15 protein-coding genes are annotated in these 19899 nt (G+C 52.3%); all 15 read left to right on the forward strand.

Annotated features, from left to right (window positions below):
• A complete protein-coding gene (locus tag HY768_08375) occupies positions 1 to 4866 on the forward strand; it encodes a hypothetical protein (protein ID MBI4727218.1) in 4866 nt (1621 codons plus the stop codon).
• A 9-nt stretch (positions 4867 to 4875) separates the two neighbouring features.
• The gene (locus tag HY768_08380) at positions 4876 to 5865 is read left to right on the forward strand and encodes a hypothetical protein (GenBank protein MBI4727219.1); all 990 of its coding nucleotides are present in this window, start codon (positions 4876 to 4878) and stop codon (positions 5863 to 5865) included.
• A 153-nt stretch (positions 5866 to 6018) separates the two neighbouring features.
• Positions 6019 to 7218, forward strand: a complete 1200-nt coding sequence (locus HY768_08385) for a tyrosine--tRNA ligase (protein MBI4727220.1) — start codon at positions 6019 to 6021, stop codon at positions 7216 to 7218.
• Positions 7215 to 7526, forward strand: a complete 312-nt coding sequence (locus HY768_08390; GenBank protein MBI4727221.1) for an HAD-IIIA family hydrolase — start codon at positions 7215 to 7217, stop codon at positions 7524 to 7526. The genes HY768_08385 and HY768_08390 overlap by 4 nt, the downstream gene beginning before the upstream one ends.
• Complete coding sequence (locus HY768_08395; GenBank protein ID MBI4727222.1) at positions 7499 to 7795, forward strand: HAD hydrolase-like protein; 297 nt, start codon at positions 7499 to 7501, stop codon at positions 7793 to 7795. Before HY768_08390 ends, HY768_08395 begins: the two co-directional genes overlap by 28 nt.
• 90 nt (positions 7796 to 7885) lie before the next feature.
• Positions 7886 to 8644 carry a glycosyltransferase family 2 protein gene (locus tag HY768_08400; GenBank protein ID MBI4727223.1) on the forward strand — a complete coding sequence of 253 codons (759 nt, stop codon included), beginning with the start codon at positions 7886 to 7888 and terminating at the stop codon, positions 8642 to 8644.
• A 2-nt stretch (positions 8645 to 8646) separates the two neighbouring features.
• Positions 8647 to 9672 (forward strand): glycosyltransferase family 9 protein, encoded by a 1026-nt coding sequence (locus HY768_08405; GenBank protein MBI4727224.1) that lies wholly within the window; start codon positions 8647 to 8649, stop codon positions 9670 to 9672.
• A complete protein-coding gene (locus HY768_08410; GenBank protein ID MBI4727225.1) occupies positions 9662 to 10360 on the forward strand; it encodes an endonuclease III in 699 nt (232 codons plus the stop codon). Before HY768_08405 ends, HY768_08410 begins: the two co-directional genes overlap by 11 nt.
• On the forward strand, positions 10357 to 11091 hold the full coding sequence (locus HY768_08415) for a hypothetical protein (GenBank protein ID MBI4727226.1): 735 nt from the start codon (positions 10357 to 10359) through the stop codon (positions 11089 to 11091). The genes HY768_08410 and HY768_08415 overlap by 4 nt, the downstream gene beginning before the upstream one ends.
• Before the next feature lie 16 nt (positions 11092 to 11107).
• The gene (gene dinB, locus HY768_08420; protein MBI4727227.1) at positions 11108 to 12286 is read left to right on the forward strand and encodes a DNA polymerase IV; all 1179 of its coding nucleotides are present in this window, start codon (positions 11108 to 11110) and stop codon (positions 12284 to 12286) included.
• Between the two features lie 124 nt (positions 12287 to 12410).
• Positions 12411 to 13580, forward strand: a complete 1170-nt coding sequence (locus HY768_08425; GenBank protein MBI4727228.1) for a glycosyltransferase family 4 protein — start codon at positions 12411 to 12413, stop codon at positions 13578 to 13580.
• A gap of 734 nt (positions 13581 to 14314) precedes the next feature.
• Positions 14315 to 14782, forward strand: coding sequence for a transcriptional repressor NrdR (gene nrdR, locus HY768_08430; protein ID MBI4727229.1), 468 nt, complete (start codon positions 14315 to 14317; stop codon positions 14780 to 14782).
• A gap of 113 nt (positions 14783 to 14895) precedes the next feature.
• A complete protein-coding gene (nrdD, locus tag HY768_08435; protein ID MBI4727230.1) occupies positions 14896 to 17331 on the forward strand; it encodes an anaerobic ribonucleoside-triphosphate reductase in 2436 nt (811 codons plus the stop codon).
• A 449-nt stretch (positions 17332 to 17780) separates the two neighbouring features.
• Positions 17781 to 18992 carry a DNA adenine methylase gene (locus tag HY768_08440; GenBank protein MBI4727231.1) on the forward strand — a complete coding sequence of 404 codons (1212 nt, stop codon included), beginning with the start codon at positions 17781 to 17783 and terminating at the stop codon, positions 18990 to 18992.
• Between the two features lies 1 nt (position 18993).
• On the forward strand, positions 18994 to 19692 hold the full coding sequence (locus HY768_08445) for a hypothetical protein (protein MBI4727232.1): 699 nt from the start codon (positions 18994 to 18996) through the stop codon (positions 19690 to 19692).
• Positions 19693 to 19899 lie beyond the last annotated feature (207 nt).

Below are 19899 nucleotides of genomic sequence, written 5' to 3' on the forward strand. Positions count from 1 at the left end.
ATGAGATATAAAATCATCATACCGCTTTTTTGGGCGCTGGTTACGGCCCCGAATACAGTCTGGGCCGGAGTCAAGGTGTCGGAATCCACCGACCAAGGGATAGTATTGGAGCTTTCCTGTCCCCAGCCCCAATTTGAAAAGGTTCTAATAAAGGGGACGGAATACTTCAGGGTCACGGCCGCCGGCTGTCCTGGCCTGACCGAACCCGGCCGTCCGGCCTTGCCGGTAATTGGCGCCATGATACTGGTGCCGCCCAACGCCATTCCAGAGATAGTATCAGCCGAGCCGGCCGAGACCGTGAACTATAAAAAAATACCGGCTCCGGCTCCCGAAATACTGCTGGACAAGGAAACCGTTCCCGATCCGGTTGTTTACCGGGGAGGCCAGGTTTATCCGGCAAACCTGGTCAGCCTTTCCCGGCCGGTCAGGGCCGGCCTCCACAAGATGGCTTTCATTTCCTTTAACCCGGTGCGGTTTTATCCGGCCGGCGGTAATTTATCCTATGTAAAAAGCATCAAGGTCCGGGTTCGATTCAAACCGTCCGGCTTGGGCGACCAGCCGCTGGCACCGGGGAAAGCCGATCAGCTGACCGCCGGGATCGGGATGATCGCCGCCAAGAGCGCCGCCAATCCAACTCAGATGGCCGGCTGGGCCTCCCGTCCCGCTTCCGGCAAAAAAACAAAGTCAAGCGTCTGGGCCGATACCCTGCCCTATAAAATATTGATAGAGGAAGAAGGCATTTATAAAATCGGCTATTATGATTTGTTGCAGGCCGGACTCAATCCCGGCTGGTTCGATCCCCGCAGTTATAAATTGTTCAACCAGGGCCGGGAAGTCCCGATTTATTTCAAAGGCCAGGCTGACGGCGTATTTGACCAGGACGATTATTTTGAATTCTACGGACAGCGCCTGAAAGGCGACAGCAGTTATTATCACCCTTATTCCCGGGATAACGTTTACTGGCTGGGGGCCGGCGGCAGTTTTGGGGCCAGGATGATCGAGGAGGATGGAAGCCCGTTAAATCAAAACTATGTCCTGCCAGGCTCCTGCCGGTATAAAATGCATTTGGAAAAGGACAGCCTTTTTTACCGGCTGAACAGTCCTTCCAGCGATCAAACCGATCGCTGGTTCTGGCAGCGGATAGATAAAAGCGACAGCATGGTTCTAAGTTTTTCTCTGCCCGGCCTTGATAGCGGAGCCATTGACAGCGTCAATCTAACCATAGGCCTGCACGGCTACACAGAACTTGACGAAGACTCTTTTCCTGGAAACGATCATTGGGCTATAATCACTTTGAACGGCAAATCATTAGATAATTACGTGCGCTGGGACGGCCAGACTCCGCATATATTTGAAACGAAGTTAGATCCAGATAGGTTGGTTGAGGGCCAAAACCGGCTGGTGCTTAAACACGGTCCGCTGGGCACCAGCGACACTTATTTCTTCAACTGGATGGAGGTGGAATATTCCCGGCGCTATGTTGCCAACGGCGGAAGCGTGGCTTTCAAGGCTCCTTCCCAGGGCTCGGACAGCTTGTTCCGTTATGAAATAAAGGGATTTGAGAATCAGAGCATAGACCTGTATAAGCTGGGGGTCAGTAAAATTACCGGAACCGTGGTGGAGCGCGATCCTGACGGAATAACCTACCGGCTGACTTTTGAAGACCGGGCCTCCTCCCAAACCGGTTATTATGCCGTGCAAAACGATGACCGGCACAAGCTGAAACCCAAGGCCATTGTGGCCAATCATATCCCGGCCCAGGCCCTGACCGATCCCTCCCAGTCCGCCCAATATCTGATAATAACCACGGAAGAATTTTTGGCGCCGGCCGCAAGGTTGGCCGCCATCCGGGGAACCCAATTTAACGGGTCTAAGGTTGTTCTGGCTTCGGATATTTACGATGCTTTTAATTACGGAATACCCCAGGACCGGCCGATCAAGGAATTTTTGCGCCAGGCTTTTATGACCGGGCAGGTTCCGCCGGCCTATGTCTTGCTGTTGGGAGGAGGAAGCTGGGATCCCCGCAACCTGTCGGGGCATTCTTATTCCGATAAAATTCCGGCGCATTTGACCCGGACCTCTGATTTTGGCCCGACCGCGGACGACAATTATTATGCCGACATATTGGACGACGATCAATTTCCCTCGCTGCCGGATATCGCGGTGGGCAGGATCCCGGTAAATAACGCTAACGATTGTCAGATCTGGGAAACCAAACAATTGTCCTACGAGCAACAGCCGCTGCTTGATCAGTGGCAGCGTGATTTTATGCTGATAGCCGGAAGGAATGTGAATTCCGGGGACAATTTCGACGGGGAAAGCAATCTGCTGGCGGCCTCATTAGATACCAGATACACTGTTTCAAAGGTCTACCACAGCAATCCCGCCACCACCCAGGATTTGATAGATCAGTTCAACGAGGGTTCTGTGCTGGCAGGATTTAACGGGCACGGTGGCGGTCAGGTATGGTCCCACGACAGTTTTTTCAGACTTGACGAGGTGGCTATGTTCAATAACTGGGGCCGCTGGCCGTTGGTGGGTTCATTCACCTGTCACAGCGGCGCTTTCGACATTCCTGATACGGTGTCCCTGTCCCAGGCCATGCTATTAAAGACCTATAGCGGTGCAGTAGGGGTATTTGCCAGTTCAGGGCCATCCTGGGAGAGCGTTATAGAACAGGCATTTTTTGGGGCGGTCGATGATTATGATCTTACAAGATTTGGCGATATTTTGATCAGCTCCAAGTTTGAACTGGCCGCTAAGACAGGTATGTCGGTACATGCCGGAGAGATGATAACCAGCTATAATCTGCTCGGGGACCCGGGCATGCGCCTGGCTGTTTCCCACCGAAATATTGAAATGACGCTGATCCCGGCTTCGCTTTTGCCGGGAGATTCCCTGACGGTTACCATCAGAGGCGGCTTCAAAGCTGGGAGCATCACTTTGCTCTCGCTGTGCGACTCCGTCGGCAATCCGGTTGTTAATTCTTCGCTGTTCTCCGACACGGTCGGCAAAGTTGCAGCCAGGGTGAAGGTTCCGGACTCCATGTCGACTGGAAAAGCGCTGATGAAGGCCTTTGTCAAAGATGCCGACAGCAGTTGGATTGCCTGCGGGGAGATGGGAATTAACCGGCCGGTTATTTACGGCATAACCGCCACGCCGGCCCGGCCGGTCAATCTGGTTGACAGCGTTGATATAGTTGCCGGAGCTTCCAGCCTGTGGGGAATAGACAGCGTCTGGTGCGAATGGCGCACCTCAACAATCAGGTCTGATACCGGACTTCTCCAGAGCACATTGATGGACAGTTCCGCGCCCGGTTGGTTCAAATTACGAACGAAAATCATCAATGTCGGGCCTTCCGACACTGTGCTCAATTACCGGATCTGCCTTTCCGGGCCAGCCGCAGCCAAGTTGGTAAGCAGTTGGAAACATCATCATCTTTTGACCCGCCCCGACCTGACCCCGAGGGAAAAGATAAACAGTAACGATAACTCATATTTTGGCGGGAAAAGGCGGCTGACCATTTTTACTGATATCTATAATAATGGAGAAACCAGGGCCGACAGTATCCCCCTTCATTTTTACCGCTATAACAACGAACTTCCTCCGAAGGATTCAGTAACCGTGATGCTGGATTCAATTTTACCGGGAACTAAGGCGGTGGCGGCTGTTCCCTGGACCCTGGATCCGGGAAAAGAGGCAGATACAATCAAACTGTCCATAGACCCGTATGCCAAATCCTGGCCGCCGGAACAGGATACCAGCAATAACCATTTTGCCTCAAACTCTTATGATCTGCCAAAGTACCCGGACGAAAAAGTATACCGCCAGCTGGGCCTGCTGGGAAGCGTTGACACTGTTTCCTTGTCCAAATATCCGGTCAGGTATTTCCTGCCCGACTCCAGCCTTTTAGACAGTGCCGTGGCGGTAGTGGGGTATGAACCAGTCAATCAAACTTCGCCCTTAAATCCCGTCCGCCAGCCGGGCCTTAAGCTGATCGGCGACCAACTGCGGGATGTTTATTTTATGACCATTACCGATTCAACCCGTGGCTTGTCCAATGGAAAAAAATTATGGATCAGCCTGGATTGGCCCCAGTTGGATGAAATCAGCGATCTGAGCCTGGTCAACCTTTACCGTTTTAATACCCGCCAGGGTTTATGGCAAAAAGTTCCCGGAGAAGCTGATACGGTTAAAGTATGGGGTTTCTCGGATTCGCTGGGCACTTTCATGCCCCTGATCGGAACCGACACCACGGCGCCTTTAATCACCGCCCGACTGGAACAGCAGGCCACGGGTTGGGGGCAAACAGTCAAAGTATCCCGCCCCCAATACTCGGTATTGATTGAGGACCCCAACGGCATCAATCTGGATTCGGTCTGGGTTAAAAAAGACGTGGCGCTGGTCCCCCGCAATGAGTATAATTTGCCGACCCAGCCCCAGGATCATACCAGCGTGCCCCTGGCCTATGCCCCGTATCTGACCGACGGCCAGCATACTTTGGAATTCGGGGCCTGCGATAATCTGGGCAACAGCTCGGCGGTCTCGGTTCAATTGACGGTGGCTGCCGAGTTTGGGCTTTATTACCTGGCCTGTTATCCTACTCCCGTCGACGGGAACTATGCCACTTTTTACTTTTTTGTGGGCGATCATGCCGATCAGTATGAGCTTAAAATATATACCGTGGCCGGAAGGCTGATCAAGACCTTCAAAGGCGGGTATGTCCCGGGCGAAAAGCGGCTGAACTGGAATGTTGATGATGATTCGGGACAAAGGGTGGCCAACGGGGTTTATTTTTATACCGTAGAAGTCTGGTCCGACGGAAGATACCAGAAAAAGACCGAAAAACTGGCCGTTTTACGATAAGGAGAGAAGATGAAAAAGATATTATTCATAATGCTGGGATTGGCAATAGCGGCCTCGGTCAGGGCTGAAAGTTACGGCGGGGAGTTTTTGAATCTAGGTGTGGGGGCCCGGGCCCAGGGTATGGGAGGGGCATACGGACCTTTGGCGAATGATGCCAGCGCCATTTACTGGAATCCGGCCGGGCTGTCAGGAATAATCCGTCCGGAAATAATGTTCTGCCACACCCAGCTCTTTGGCGGGCTGGCCAATCATGATTTTCTTGGCCTGGCCTGGCCTTTGAACAAACGACTTAGCCTGGGACTGGGTTGGATCCGGCTGGGGGTGGACGATATTCCCCGTTTTTCCTACAATGTGGGAACCATGCCTGAAGGCAGTTTTGGCGACAATGAGAACGCCGTCTACGTCTCGGCTGCTTTCCAAAGAGAAGTCGCTCCTTGGGGCAAGCCATTAAAACTTTCGGCCGGCGGAAGCGTCAAGCTGATATATAATAAGCTTGATGACCGTCAGGCCAGCGGGCTGGGGCTGGATTTCGGCCTGCAGGCCAAGCTCTGGCTGGCTGAGTGGCTGGCCGTAAGATCCGCCAACCAGGTGATCGTCGGCATGGAGCCGGCCGTGGTGGAACGGTCAAACTGGGGGACCATAGGGATTAGCCTGGCAGCCCAGGATATAGGCGGGACCAGCATTTCATGGAATACTTCAAGCCAGCATAACGATATTAAGCCGGCCGGATATAAGGCCGGAATATCGTATGCCCAGCCAATTTTTCCCTGGCGCAGTCAGATTATCTTATCTGCCGAAGTCGCAAGCCAAAGCTACCAAAAAGGCCGGCTGGGATTAGAGGTTGACTATCGCAATCTGCTGACGGCCCGGCTGGGCCGGGATCAAAAGGATCTGGTCTGGGGCGGAGGTGTGACCGTGTGGAGGTTGAAATTCGATTGGGCCTACGCACCCCACCAATTGGGAAGCACTCATCGGGTGGGCTGCAGCTTTAAACTCTGATGCCGGTCATCGGAAGGTTTTGGCTCAAAGCGCCGCCTTAGGAGGCGGCGCCTTTTTATGTTTTATGCTTGCAAGCAAAAATTTAGTATGATAAAATGTCCGATGCCTACAGAAACCGGGACCACCGGTCCTAAAACATTGAGCATTAATAAAATGAACGCCAAAGAACAACTGCAGACCATAAAACGGGGAGCCCTGCATCTGATGCCGGAGGACGCCCTGCTGTCAAAATTGGAGAGGGCCATAAAAGAATCCCGGCCTTTGGTTATCAAATACGGAGCCGACCCATCGGCTCCGGACCTGCACCTGGGGCACGCGGCCTGCTTTAAAAAACTGAAGGAATTTCAGGAGCTGGGGCATCAGGTGATTTTCGTGATCGGCGACTTTACCGCCATGATCGGCGACCCCACCGGGCTGTCCGAGACCCGCAAGCCGTTGTCGCGGGAACAGGTCAGGGATAACGCGGCCACTTACATGGAACAGGTGTATTTGCTGTTGGACAAGGACAAGACCAAGGTGGTTTTCAATCACGACTGGCTGTCAAAGCTGAACCTGGCCGAAGTCATCAAACTCAGTTCCAAGTTCACCGTGGCCCGGATGCTGGAGCGCGACGACTTCAGCAAGCGCCATAAAAGCCAGGCCTCCATCGGGGTGCATGAGTTCCTTTACCCGGTGATGGTGGCCTACGACTCGGTCCACCTCCACGCCGACGTGGAGGCCGGGGGTAACGACCAACTGTTCAACTTTCTGGCCGGCCGGGAACTGATGCAGGAACTGGGGATGGAGCCCCAGGCGGTTTTGACCATGCCGATCCTGGTGGGGACCGACGGCTTCAACAAGATGAGCAAGTCGCTAGGAAACTACATTGCCATCAAGGACACTCCCAAGGAGATGTTCGGGAAAACCATGTCCATCCCCGATTCCGCAATTTTAACGTACGCTCAGTTGGCGGCCTTTTACAACGACGGCCAGCTTAATAAAATAAAGGAACGGCTGGAAGCCCAGGAAAATCCCAGAAACATCAAGTTCCAAATCGCCCGGGATATCACGGCCATCTATCACGGGACCCAAAAGGCGGATAAAGCCTCGGCGGAGTTTGACCGGATGTTCAAAAATGGCGGGTTCCCGGAAAACCTGCCGGAATATGATCCCGGAGCCGATAAAATATGGATTGTCAAGCTGGTGACAGGATCAGGCTGCGCCAAAAACAGTTCCGAAGCCCGGCGGTTGATAGGGCAGGGCGGGGTCCATCTGGACGGAGAAAAAATCACCAGCGTTGAAGCCGAGGTGGAAATAAAAGACGGAGCCATCCTTAAGGTGGGAAAGAGAAATTTTGTGAAGCTAAAAAGATGAAATTATCCGACGTTAAAAAATCAGCCTTGAATCGTTTTAGACCGGCGGCATTTATAGACCGGGACGGGACCATCAACTACGATACCAACTACGTCAACCGGCCCGATCAGCTGAAACTGTTGCCCGGGGCGGCCGCGGGGATCCAGCTGCTGAACCAGAATAATATCTTGACGGTGGCGGCCAGCAACCAGTCCGGGGTGGCCCGGGGGTATCTGACCCTCAAGACGCTGGAGTTAATCCACCGCAAGCTGGTCCGCCTTTTGCCGGTATCGGGATGGCCTTGGCGGCGCAAAAAGATCTGGGGATAGACCTTTCTCGCTCCTACATGGTAGGGGACAGCCAAAGCGACATGGAATTCGCCCGCAACCTGGGGGCTAAAAAAGTGCTAGTCTTAAGCGGCAAATCAAACGGCCGGGAGGCCTGGGTTAAAAAGATCAAAGTTGACTGCCTGGCCCAGGACCTGCTGGGGGCGGCCTGGTGGATAGTAGATGACCTGAAATCTAAAAAGGCCGGCCGAAGTATAAGGCTTCAGGCCGCCGGATGCAAACTGGCAGGCAGAAAGTCAAACCCTGAATGATTATAGATAACCAGAGCCAGAAAAGTAGAGGTTTCTGGCTCTGGTATTATTGTTGCCGACGGCGGTAAATATTTCAGGAGGAGCAAAGAGATGAAGATCTCGGCCACGGTAATTACTAAAAACGAGGAAGTTAATATCGAGCGCTGTTTGAAATCCCTCAGTTTTGCCGACGAGATAGTGCTAGTGGATTCCCAAAGCAGCGATCAAACAGTCCGGCTGGCCGAAGCCTATGCTTCCCGTGTCATCACCAACCCCTGGCCGGGGCACATCCAGCAGAAAAACTTTGCCATCGGGCAGGCCGCCGGGGACTGGATCCTGTCCCTGGACGCCGATGAAGAAATTACTCCGGAGCTCAAAAACGAAATACTGCAGGCCAAACAGAACGGTTTTTACGGCCGGGCCGGGTTTTATTTCCCCCGGCAATCCATGTTCCTGGGACGGTGGATGAAACACGGAGGATGGTATCCCGATTATCACCTGCGGCTGTTTAAAAAAGAATCCGGGCGTTTTGGCGGGATGAATCCTCACGATAAGGTAATTCTGAACGGCCGGGCCGGTCATTTCAAAAATCATCTGCTCCATTATACCTATCCATCTTTAGAATCGTATTTCAGCCGCTTCAATTCCTATACCGGGATCGCGGCCCGGGAACTGTTCAACCACGGCCGCCGGCCCTCGCTGGCCCAACTTTTATTCTCGCCGCCGGCCGCCTTTGTTAAGATGTATCTGTTAAAACTGGGATTTTTGGATGGACTAGAAGGCCTGATGCTGAGCGTCTTTTCGGCCTGCTATGTGCTGGTGAAGGACCTGAAACTTTGGGAACTGGAAAAAAGCGAAGGCAACGGTTAAGAATGGGAAAAGAACCAAATAATATATTAGTCATCAAAATGCTGGGAGTGGGTGACGTGGTCTGGACCACGCCCCTGCTGAGCAATCTGCGGCAGGGTTTCCCTAAGGCTAAAATATCCTTCTTGTGCCGGAGTTTTTGCGCCCCGGTTCTGGCCAACAACCCCGACCTGAACGAGGTCATTCCCTTTAGTTCCGGGAGCCGCAGGGATCAATTTATGTTCATCAGGGAATTAAGACGTCGGAAGTTTGATCTGGTCATCGATCTTTTCGGATCGCCCCGCACCGCTTTTCTGTCGCGGGCCAGTGGGGCCAGGACAAGGATAGGGTTCGATTTTGGCTACCGCCGGCTGTTTTACAACAAAGTACTTTCGGCCAAAGCGGCCAATCAAGGACACGAAGTAGAGTTCCATCTTTTTGCGCTGAAAACCCTGAGGATCCCCGTCAGATCGAAAGAATTGGTCTTTAATCTAAGACCTGAGGAAACAGCCTTCAAAGAGCGGCTTTGGCGCGAGTGGGGCATTAAAGCGGAAGAAAAAATAGTGGGGTTGGCCGCCACCAGCGGCTGTTCCTGCCGCCGGTGGCCGGAGCAGAATTTTTCGGTTTTGGCCCAAAAGCTGTCCGCTAAGAAAAATATCAGGGTCATACTATTTTGGGGATTGAAATCCGAGCTGGAAAGCGCCCAAAGGATAGCCAAGGGATCAGAAGCCAAAGTCCAAATAATTCCCAAAACCAGCCTGGGACAGATGGCCGCCCTGCTGGCGGGGTGCGACCTGGTGATCGGCAATAATTGCGGCCCGGTGCAGATAGCCACGGCTTTCAAAGTTCCCATAATAAATTTTCACGGGCCCACCCGTCCATTGGGCCAGGGGCCGTGGGGAGTGCCTCATGTAATATTAAGGAATGAAAGCCTGTCCTGCCTGGAGTGCAACAAGACCAACTGTCCTGATCCAAAATGCATGACCGGGATCAGCGTGGGGCAGACCATGGAAGCGTTCAACCGTTTGATGCCGGGCCGGCTTGAAAAATAAAACGCGTACCGATCAAATCAGCCGGGTCCACCGCCGCCTGATAGAATGCTACGGTCTTCCGGCTCCCAAAACATATCACCGGATACTGGACGCCCTGATAGAGACCATCCTTTCCCAGAACACCAGCGACATCAACAGTCACCGGGCTCACCTGTCTCTAAAAAAGCGTTTTCCTGGCTGGAAGGAAGCGGTTTCGGCCAGGCCGCAGGCCATTGCAACAGTCATCAGAACCGGCGGCCTGGCCGGGATAAAATCCCGGCGGATCTCAAAACTGCTGAAATTGATAAACGAAGAGCAGGGCCTGGTATCATTGGAGTATCTTAAGAAACTATCCCCTGAACAGGCTTACCACAAATTATTGTCCTATGACGGAGTGGGGCCTAAGACGGCCGCCTGCACCCTGCTGTTCGGGGCCGGGATGCCGGTGTTCCCGGTGGATACCCACGTTTACCGGGTCTGCCAAAGGCTGGGCTGGGCAAGGCCAAAGGAAAGCGCTGAAAGTTTCCAGGAACGGATTGGGGTGATCATACCGCCAGCCCAGGTATTCAATTTGCATGTGAACCTGATTAGCCACGGAAGGCAGACCTGCCAGCCCCGACTGCCGGACTGCAGCCGGTGCTGCCTCAGAGAATATTGCAAACACCTTAAGGACAGCAAACCAAAGAACCTAATGGAGGAAAGGCCATGAACCTGAAATACCAGTCGCTTGCCATCTTGCTTTTTGCCGCCCTTTCTTTATGGGGCTGCCAGGCAAAACCCCCGGATGAATTCAAGAACAAAGCCCAAAAACCCATCAGTGTTAAGGCTGACAGCGCCGTGGCGGTAAAGCCCGACAGCGCCAGGGTCATACCCATTCCTGCGGGCGTGCAGTTCGGTTTTTCCCTGGAATTCCTGGGGGCCGCCCAGCTTGATTTTTACGACGAAAGCGACCGCCACACCGGGCCGGCCACCAAGGAGGAATATCTTCCCATACTGGAAACAATTCTGGCCCAGCCGGGGTTGCACGAACAGGAGAAGGCCAACCTGGAAGCCCAGAAGCAGAGGATCATCCTGACTGGTAGCGCCGCCGAGTTCTTTATAAGCCGGGGTATACCCAATCTACAGTTCAAATCGTCAGCCGAGAAGAAGGAAGCCGGTTTCAAGGGCGGGGATGAAATAACGATGAACATCAGCAAGACCACGGCCGGCAAATTTTCCCTGACACTCAAGGTCTGGAACCACCAGCAGGCCAAGGAAGCGCAATATGCCATAGAGGCGGGCGACGAGCAAAGCGGAGAGATCAGCATTTCCTCCACCATGGACGATTTTACCCTGGATTGGGACGAGAACAACGACGGCCAGCCGGAGCGGACCATCCAGCCGTTCAAACTTGACAGCATGGCCGTGGTCAAGCCCCCGGTTGCTAAACCTGGGAAATAAGGGCCTGGTCATTTTCATGGAACGCCTGATAGCCCACGTGGATATGGACTGCTTTTACGCGGCGGTGGAGGTCCTGGACGATCCGGGACTTTTGGGGAGGCCTGTGATTGTGGGGTCGGACCCCAAAGGAGGAAAGGGACGGGGCGTGGTCTCGGCCTCATCCTACGCGGCCAGGAAGTTTGGGGTGCATTCAGCCATGCCCATCTCCCAGGCCTTCAGGCTTTGCCCTAATGGAGTATTTCTACCGGGCCGGATGGGCCGCTATGTCGAGGTCTCGGACCAGATCATGGAGATACTTTACGGCTTTACCCCCCAGCTGCAGCAGATCTCGGTAGATGAGGCTTTTCTGGATATGACAGGATGCCGGAGGATCTTCGGCGACCCGGAACAAATAGGGAAAAGGATAAAGCAGGCCATCAGGCAGAAGAGCGGCCTAAGCGCCTCGGTGGGGCTGGGCTCCAACAAGCTGATAGCCAAGATCGCCTCCGACCTCAAAAAACCGGACGGCTTGGTAGTGGTGCCACCCGGCGGCGAAGCTGAATTCCTAAGCCCCCTGCCGCTGCGCAAACTATGGGGCATTGGCCCCAAGATCGAGCAAAGGATCAGATCGCGCTTCAAGGCGGAGACCATCGGGCAGCTGGCGGCCATCCCGGAAAGATCTTTGGCCCAAGAGTTTGCGGTGATGGGAGAATATCTGCACCAGAGGGCCAACGGGGTGGATGACGACCCGGTCTGCGACGAGCGCCAGGCCAAATCCATCAGCCGGGAGAACACCTTTGATGAAGACACCGCCGACAAGGAGATATTGCTTTCCACCCTGCTCTACCTGTGCGACGACGCGGCCGGCAGCTTAAGGAACAGCCAGTTTGAAGGAAGGACCATCACCTTAAAACTTCGTTACTCAAACTTTGAGACCCACACCTACGGCCGCACCTATTCCCGGCTGCCGGCGGCGGCAGGAGAGATCTTCAAGGCGGCCAAGGCGCTTTTCTTAGACAACTGGCGCAAAGGCCAAGCAGTCAGGCTTTTGGGAGTGTCGGTCTCTAACTTCGAACAAAAACCGGAGCAGATGGGGCTGTTCACCGGAGATGGCGCCAATGACAGAAAGGCCGAGAAACTGGAAAAGGCGGTGGATGCGGTGCGTAAAAAATTAGGCAAAAGGTCCATCGTCCGTGGCGGTACGATGGAGCGATAAAACCGGTAATACGGACATTGATAGACACTGATTGTTATTTATGTGCCTGGCAGTTAATTGTCGCAAAGTGTCAATCAGTGCCACAAACATACATGGTTCAGTTTTTACATTTATCAAAAACCCTATGCGAGTACTGCACATAGTCACCGCCTTTCCCCGCCACGAGCAGGATGTAATAACCCCCTGGCTGGTGGAGATGCTTAAGAAGCTCAAAGTCCAGGGCGCCGAGGTCGAGGTGTTCACTTCGTCCTACCAGGGACTGAGCGATCAAACATTGTTCGGAATTCCGGTACATCGGTTTCGGTATTTCTTTTCACCCTGGGAGAACCTGACCCACGAAGAGATGGCCATAGACCGCATGACGCGTTCGCCGCTGTACAAAATACTGCCGGGTTTCTATCTCATCGGCGGTCTGATCGGTGCACTCAAACTGTGCCGCAGGAACAAGTACGATGTGATCCACGTCCACTGGCCCATGCCGCACGCCGTGTTCGGCTGGGCGGCCAAGAAGGCCTGCCGGGCTAGGCTGGTGACCACCTTCTACGGCGCCGAGCTGCGCTGGGTGAAGAACTTACTGCCTTTCCTGAAATGGTTCCTGCGCTGGGCCATAAAAATATCCGACCGGGTGGCGGCCATCTCCACCTTCACCGCTTCCGAGGTCAAGAGCATCTCCGATGTTCCGGTGGAAGTGATACCGTACACTGTGGGCTTCCCCACAAATTCAAAATTCAAAATTCAAAATTCAAAATTCGGGGAACCAGTAATCCTGACGGTGGGGCGGATGGTGGAACGCAAAGGGGTGCGGTACCTGATAGAGGCCATGCAGCAGCTGCCGCAGGCCAGGCTGGAAGTGGTGGGAGGCGGCCCACTGCTGGAAGAGCTTCAATCACTGACAAAACATCTGGGAGTGGCGGACCGGGTGCGCTTTGCCGGCAAGATTTCAGAGCAGGAGCTGATAGACCATTACCGCCGGGCCGCGGTCTATGTCCAGCCGGGCATCATAGACGCGCGGGGCGACACCGAGATGCTGGGGGTGGCGCTGTTAGAGGCCATGAATTATCATGTCCCGGTCATAGGCTCTGACCTGGGCGGGATTACCGACATCATCATCCACGAAAAGACCGGCCTGCTGGTGCCGCAGAAGGACCCGCAGGCTTTGGCCCGGGCCATCCAAAGGATACTCAGCGAGAAGGGGCTAGGAACAAAGCTAGCTGATGAAGCCTACCGGCATCTTACCACCAATTTCAGTTGGGATAATATTGTTTCCAGGTGGATGGCGATTTACCGATCATAAGCAATAAGTAATTCATTGTAAACCTTACTAACCACAAAGGGCACACCCATTAAAAGGCACAAGTCAAGAGGAAAATAGTTTCCCAAGGGTAAACGCTCAGCGCAGTTTATCCCGGCACGTTACGCCAGAGACCGAGTTACCGCTCGCGGCAGACGTTCGATGACTACTGGATGCATCTATAGCGGTGTCAGCCGATTCGACTGCACCATACAAAGGGATATATAATATTTATAATGGCCGGCTTTTTTTGGGGGATAGCTTTTCATGCATTGGCACTGTGGTTTATTTTCAGCGGGTTGAGAGTTCATAGACAACTTAAGTAGGTGCGTTGTGCTTGGTCATCGCGAGAAGGCTGGCGGGGCTGACAGATGAAGCGATCCATGTCTAAAGAAAAACACAAACTGATAAAACAACTTTTCAAAGGAAGCGTTATGCGCTTCCTTTTTAGTTTTTCCTCAATAATATGGTTATTCTGCCAAAAAACGGGATAAAATCCAAGATCACAACTAAAACTTCAATATAATCATATAACTATATGTAAAATAATGACATGGTAATAAAATTCTTAAAAGTTATAATATTTTGTAACACAATGCAACTAACATACCTTGATGCCGTTTAAAGGCTTAAAATCTGCCATAAAAATGTTTTAGTTTGTATGATTTTTCCCTTGACAAACGCCTACATATAGTGGCATAATTAGACCCTTTCTACAAAATAGAGGATATCCCCTAATGAAATGTCCATCCTGCGGTTTCCCCAAAGACAAGGTGATAGATTCCCGTCTCTCAAAAGACGGGCAGGCTATCCGGCGCCGCCGTGAATGCCTGCAGTGCCGCCGCCGCTACACTACCTACGAGTACATCGAGTCCTCCCTGATGATAGTGAAAAAAGACGGACGGCGTGAGTCCTTTGACCGCCAGAAGATCATGTCCGGCCTGCGCAAGGCCTGCGAGAAGCGGCCCATCGGCATCGACCTGCTGGAGCGTCTGGTGGACAATATCGAGAACGAGATCCAGGCCCAGGGCGTCAGCGAGGTCCAGGCCCCGCTGATCGGCGAGATGGTGATGAACGCCCTGCAAAAATTAGACGGGGTGGCCTATGTCCGGTTTGCCTCGGTCTACCGCTCGTTCCGGGAGGCCTCCGATTTCGCCGACGCGGCCAAGAGCTTTGCCCAGAAAAACGAATCCAAGAAAACCTAAAGCCCTATTGAGACACTGAAGACACTGCGGGGCACCTATTGTTAGAAAATATCAGTGTAATTCAGTGTCCAATCAATTGCATAGAATCAACTTGTAACCAACTAAGGAGCGCCATGAACCCGCCCGATGCCGAATTGTCCGCCAAAAGCCAGTCGCCCCAGGATTCCGCCGAGATCCCCAGGTTTTTGATGGTGGAGAATGCCAAGGACAAGCCGATAGACTCCGAACCCATAATGCCGTTCAACGTGGTCCAGAAGCGCAGCGGCGAGATCGTCAATTTTGACCGGCGCAAGATCACCGAAGCTATCTTCAAGGCGGCCCAGGCGGTGGGCGGGGCCGACCATCTGCTGGCCGACGCCCTGGCCGAGCAGGTGGAGCTGCTGCTGCATTCGGCCAAGGGCCAGCATCTGCCCAACGTGGAGGAGATCCAGGACGCGGTGGAGAAGATCCTGATCGAGCGGGGCCATGCCAAGACCGCCAAGGCCTTCATCCTGTACCGCGACCAGCGCTCCAAGCTCCGCCGCCAGAATTTCAACATCCGCCAGGTGCAGATGGGCGAAGTGGTGCGGGATTCCGACGCCACCGACCTGGCCCTGTTCATCCAGACCTCCGAGGATAACGTGGCCCAGTGGGACCGGGAGAAGATAGTCAAAGCCCTTAAAAAAGAGGCCGGGGTGGCCGAGGACACAGCCCAGAAGGTGGCGGTGGAAGTGGAACAGCAGATCGTAGACGCCAAGGTCAAGCGGCTGACTTCGTCCTTAGTGCGCGAGTTGGTGGACGCCAAGCTGATAGAATACGGGCTGGAGGAGGCCCGCAAAAGGCATTCTCGGCTGGGCATGCCGCTGTACGATGTGGAGAAGGTTTTAACCGACCGCAATCGCGAGAACGCCAACATCCCTCACAACCCCGAAGCCACCAACATGACCCTGGCCGAGACTATCAACAAGCAGTTCGCCCTGTTCCGGGTCTTTTCCCCCGACGTGGCCGACGCCCACAGCCGGGGCGACATCCATCTGCACGACCTGGGATTCGTCAACCGGCCGTACTGTTCGGGACAAAGCCTGGAATACGTCAAGAAGTTCGGCCTGTCCCTGCCCAACGCGCTGTCCATAGCCAAGCCGGCCAAGCACGCCGACACCCTTTTGGCCCACATGGTGAAAATGTCAGCCGCGCTGCAGGGGCACTTTGCCGGGGCCATCGGCTGGGACGCGGTCAACGTCTTCTTTGCTCCGTTCCTGGTGGGAATGTCCGAGCGGGAGATCTCCCAGCTGGCCCAGATGATGATCTTCGAATACAGCCAGCAGTCGGTGGCCCGGGGCGGCCAGGCCATATTCTCCGACCTCAACATCTACTGGGAGACCCCCAAGCATTTCGAGCACGTGCCGGCCATCGGGCCGGGCGGCGAGTACACCGGCAAGAAATACGGCGATTACTTGAAGGAATCCCAGCGCTTTGCCTGGGCCCTGTTCGAAGTTTACAAGGGCGGCGACGGCACCGGGCGGCCCTTCTTCTTCCCCAAGCCCCAGGCCCATATCACCGAAAAATTCTTTTTAACCCCGGGGCACCAGGAATACCTGGAGCTGATCTGCTCGGTGGCCGCCGACAAGGGCAACACCTATTTCGTATTCGACCGGGGCGAGACCGCCAAGATCTCGGAGTGCTGCCGGCTGGCCTTCAAATTAGACGACCGGGACCTGATGGACGCCAACACCCCCTGGAAGATGCGCTATTCGGCCCTGCAGAACATCACCGTCAACCTGCCCCGGATCGCCTACCTGGCCAAAGGCGACACCAACCAACTCTACAAAAAAATAGACGAGTTCCTGCACTTGGCGGTGAAAGGCCACCAGCAGAAGCGCAAGTTCATAGAGAAACTGATGGCCTTAAAAGACCAGGGGCCTTTATCCCTTTTGGCCATGGAGAAGGACGGCGAGCCTTATCTTCGGATGGGCCGGGTTACCTTCCTGATCGGGATGCTGGGGCTCAACGAAATGGTGCAGCACCACACCGGACAGGAGATGCACGAAAGCGAAGAAGCCTTCAAGTTCGGGCTGAAGATGATAGCCTACATGCATCTTAAAATCAAGGAACTGGCCAAGGAATACGGCATGAAGTTCGTGCTGGAGCAGACCCCGGCCGAGAGCACCGCCTTCCGCTTTGCCAAGTTAGACCTGCAGCAGTTCCCCAAGGACGCCGAGAAGGCGGTCAAGGGCAGCCTCAAGGAGGGCACCGTCTACTATACCAACTCCACCTACTTAAACGTGGCCTGCCAGATGAACCCCATCGACCGGGTGAAGCAAGAGGGCAAGTTCCACGACATGATAGAGGCCGGGGCCTTGACCCATATCTGGCTGGCGGATTCGCATCCCAAGGCCAGCTCCATCGCCAATTTTGTGGTCAAATCCTTTCGCCAGACCCGCAACGCCCAGATCGCCTTCAGCCCTGAGTTCACCGCTTGCAACAGCTGCGGCAAGGTCTACCGGGGACTCAAAGACGAGTGCCCCAACTGCAGCCGGAAGACGTTCGAGGGGATCAGGAGGATCAAGTAGATTGAAGGCAGGAAGCAAAGGCAGGAAGCAAAGGCAGAAAGCAAAGGCAGAAAGCAAAGGCAGAAAACAAAGGCAGAAAGCAAAGGCAGGAAGCAAAGGCAGGAAGCAAAGGCAGAAAATGGAGCCGGTAGACAGTAGCCGGTAGGTTAGGCCGGAACTCAACCCCAACCCTTCTCTTGGGTAAGAGAAGGGAGCAAGGGATGAGTTCTAAAGGCTATAAAGCAGGAGCAGGCGTTGCTGGGCGCGTTCAGCCCGGCGGTAAGCAAACAAGCCTTGGCAGGTTGTAAACAGGCTACCGCAGGTTAAAAGACGAGTGCCCCAACTGCAGCCGGAAGACGTTCGAGGGGATCAGGAGGATCAAGTAGGAACAATAGAAAAATTGTCACCGCGGTGATATAAAATAATTCTGCGAACTAACAATAAATATCTGCCCAGATTAAAGGTGTACTATGTTAACAGAAGTTAAGACGAGAGCGATAGAACTTGATTTTACCGCCCAAAAAGCTTCAGAAGGCCGGGCAGCCATACACGAGTACCCCGCGATGCTGCATTATCTTTTGGTTGATAATTTACTTTCGCTTTATGCGCCCAAAGATAGTACAGTTTACGATCCCTTTTGCGGCAGCGGCGTTACGATTATTGAAACTCTTAAAACTTCTAGGAAAGTAATTGGTACTGATTTAAACCCATTGGCACTTTTAATAGCCGAAGCCAGGACGCTTAATCTGTATCAGGAAAAAGTTGCAAGTAACCTAAAAAAAATAAAAAACGATTGGGGCAGTAATACTGCCGATGTGCCGGAAATAACGAATATAGAATATTGGTTTAACCCTGACGTAATAGAAGGGCTAGGAAAAATTAGAAAAAGTTTACGGGCAATAGACGATAAAACTTATGGGTTATTTTTCAAAACTGTTTTTTCGCAAACAGTCAGAAATGTTTCAAATAATAAAAAGGGCGAGTTCAAACGCAATCGCATTAACAAAGAAAAATTAGATATATATAGGCCAAGGGTATGGGAAACCTTTGAACGAATAGCTTTAAAATACAGTCAAATTCTGACTGATCCCCTACTTTACAGGGATTTTAAACTGTTTAGACATGATGCAAGGCAACCCCTACCTTTCAACGACAAGGTTGATATTGTGATTACTTCGCCGCCATACGGCGATTCAAAAACCACGGTTGCTTACGGCCAATTTTCCAGTTTTAGCATGGAATGGATTAAAGGTTTGAATCCTTATGGCGACGGCGATTTAACGTTAGATGGCAGGTTGCTTGGCGGCAAAAAGGGCATTTTTGGCGCAACACCTTCGGTATCCTTGAAGCAAACGCTGAATAAGATACAGGATGAAAATCGCAAGGAAGAGGTAAACATCTTTTTTTCGGATCTTTTTTTATCCTGCAATAATATTATAAAGTGTCTTTCCGACCACCCTACGGTTTGCCTCGTGGTCGGCAACAGAACCGTCAACGGAATAACAATTCCAATGGACGAAATTGTAAAGGAATTTTTTGAACATTTTGGTTTAAAGCATTTAAAAACATTAGTAAGAAAAATTAATAACAAGCGGATGCCCGCTTTGAATTCGCCATCAAACGTTAAGGGCTATTTATCACCAACAATGACGGCCGAATATATAGTTATAATGAAAGGATGAGATGACTTTACAAGAAATTACAAGAAGACTTATTACTTTGAATGAACGAGGCTTTATCTCGTCATTGCGGAAGGGATCAACTGGTGTCGGACATACTTTTGAACATGAAATGGGTTTACAAGAAACCAACATACCGGTGCCTGATATTGGGGGTAGAGTAGAAATAAAAACAACGAGAAGAGAATCCAAATCGTTAATTACTTTGTTTTGCTTTAATAGGGGCGTTTGGCAAATAACGCCACGCCAATTAATTGAAAGATATGGTTATTTAGATGAAAAAGGCAGGAGAGCGTTAAAAAATACAATTTTTTTAGGCGGTGAAAGTTCACAAGGCTTAAATCTGCGCACAAATGAAAACAATACCATTAGCCTTGTTGATAGAAGCGGCAATATATTGGCAATCTGGGATGTATTTATTTTAGTCGGGAAGCTAATGACAAAATTAACCAGGGTGCTTTTTGTTATTGCCGATAGAAGATACAATGAAGGACATGAAGAATTTCATTATAATGAAGCGATGATTTTAACAGAACCGCAGCATAGGAACTTTATTGAAGCTTTCAATGCCGGAATAGTGGGAATAGATTTAAGAATGCATTTAAAGGAAAATGGTGCGGTTAGAAATCGAGGCACAGCTTTTAGGATCAGGGAAATAGACATGATAAACTTGTATTCAAATGTGAGAAAGCTTGAAATTTAAAAACAGCCGATAAATTTTGCGGCAATTAAACAATTTTACACTCTCTAAATAAGCCCTGGCGATGAGCAAACAAGCCTTGACAGGTTATAAACAGGCTTCCGCGGGTTCTGAACTGACACCCGCAGAGTTTGAATAAGCATCCGAAAGTTCTGAACTGACATCCGCAGGGTTTAAATAGGCTTCCGTGGGTTCTGAACAGTCTACCGG

Source organism: candidate division TA06 bacterium, from assembly GCA_016208585.1.
GTDB lineage: Bacteria > Edwardsbacteria > AC1 > AC1 > EtOH8 > UBA5202.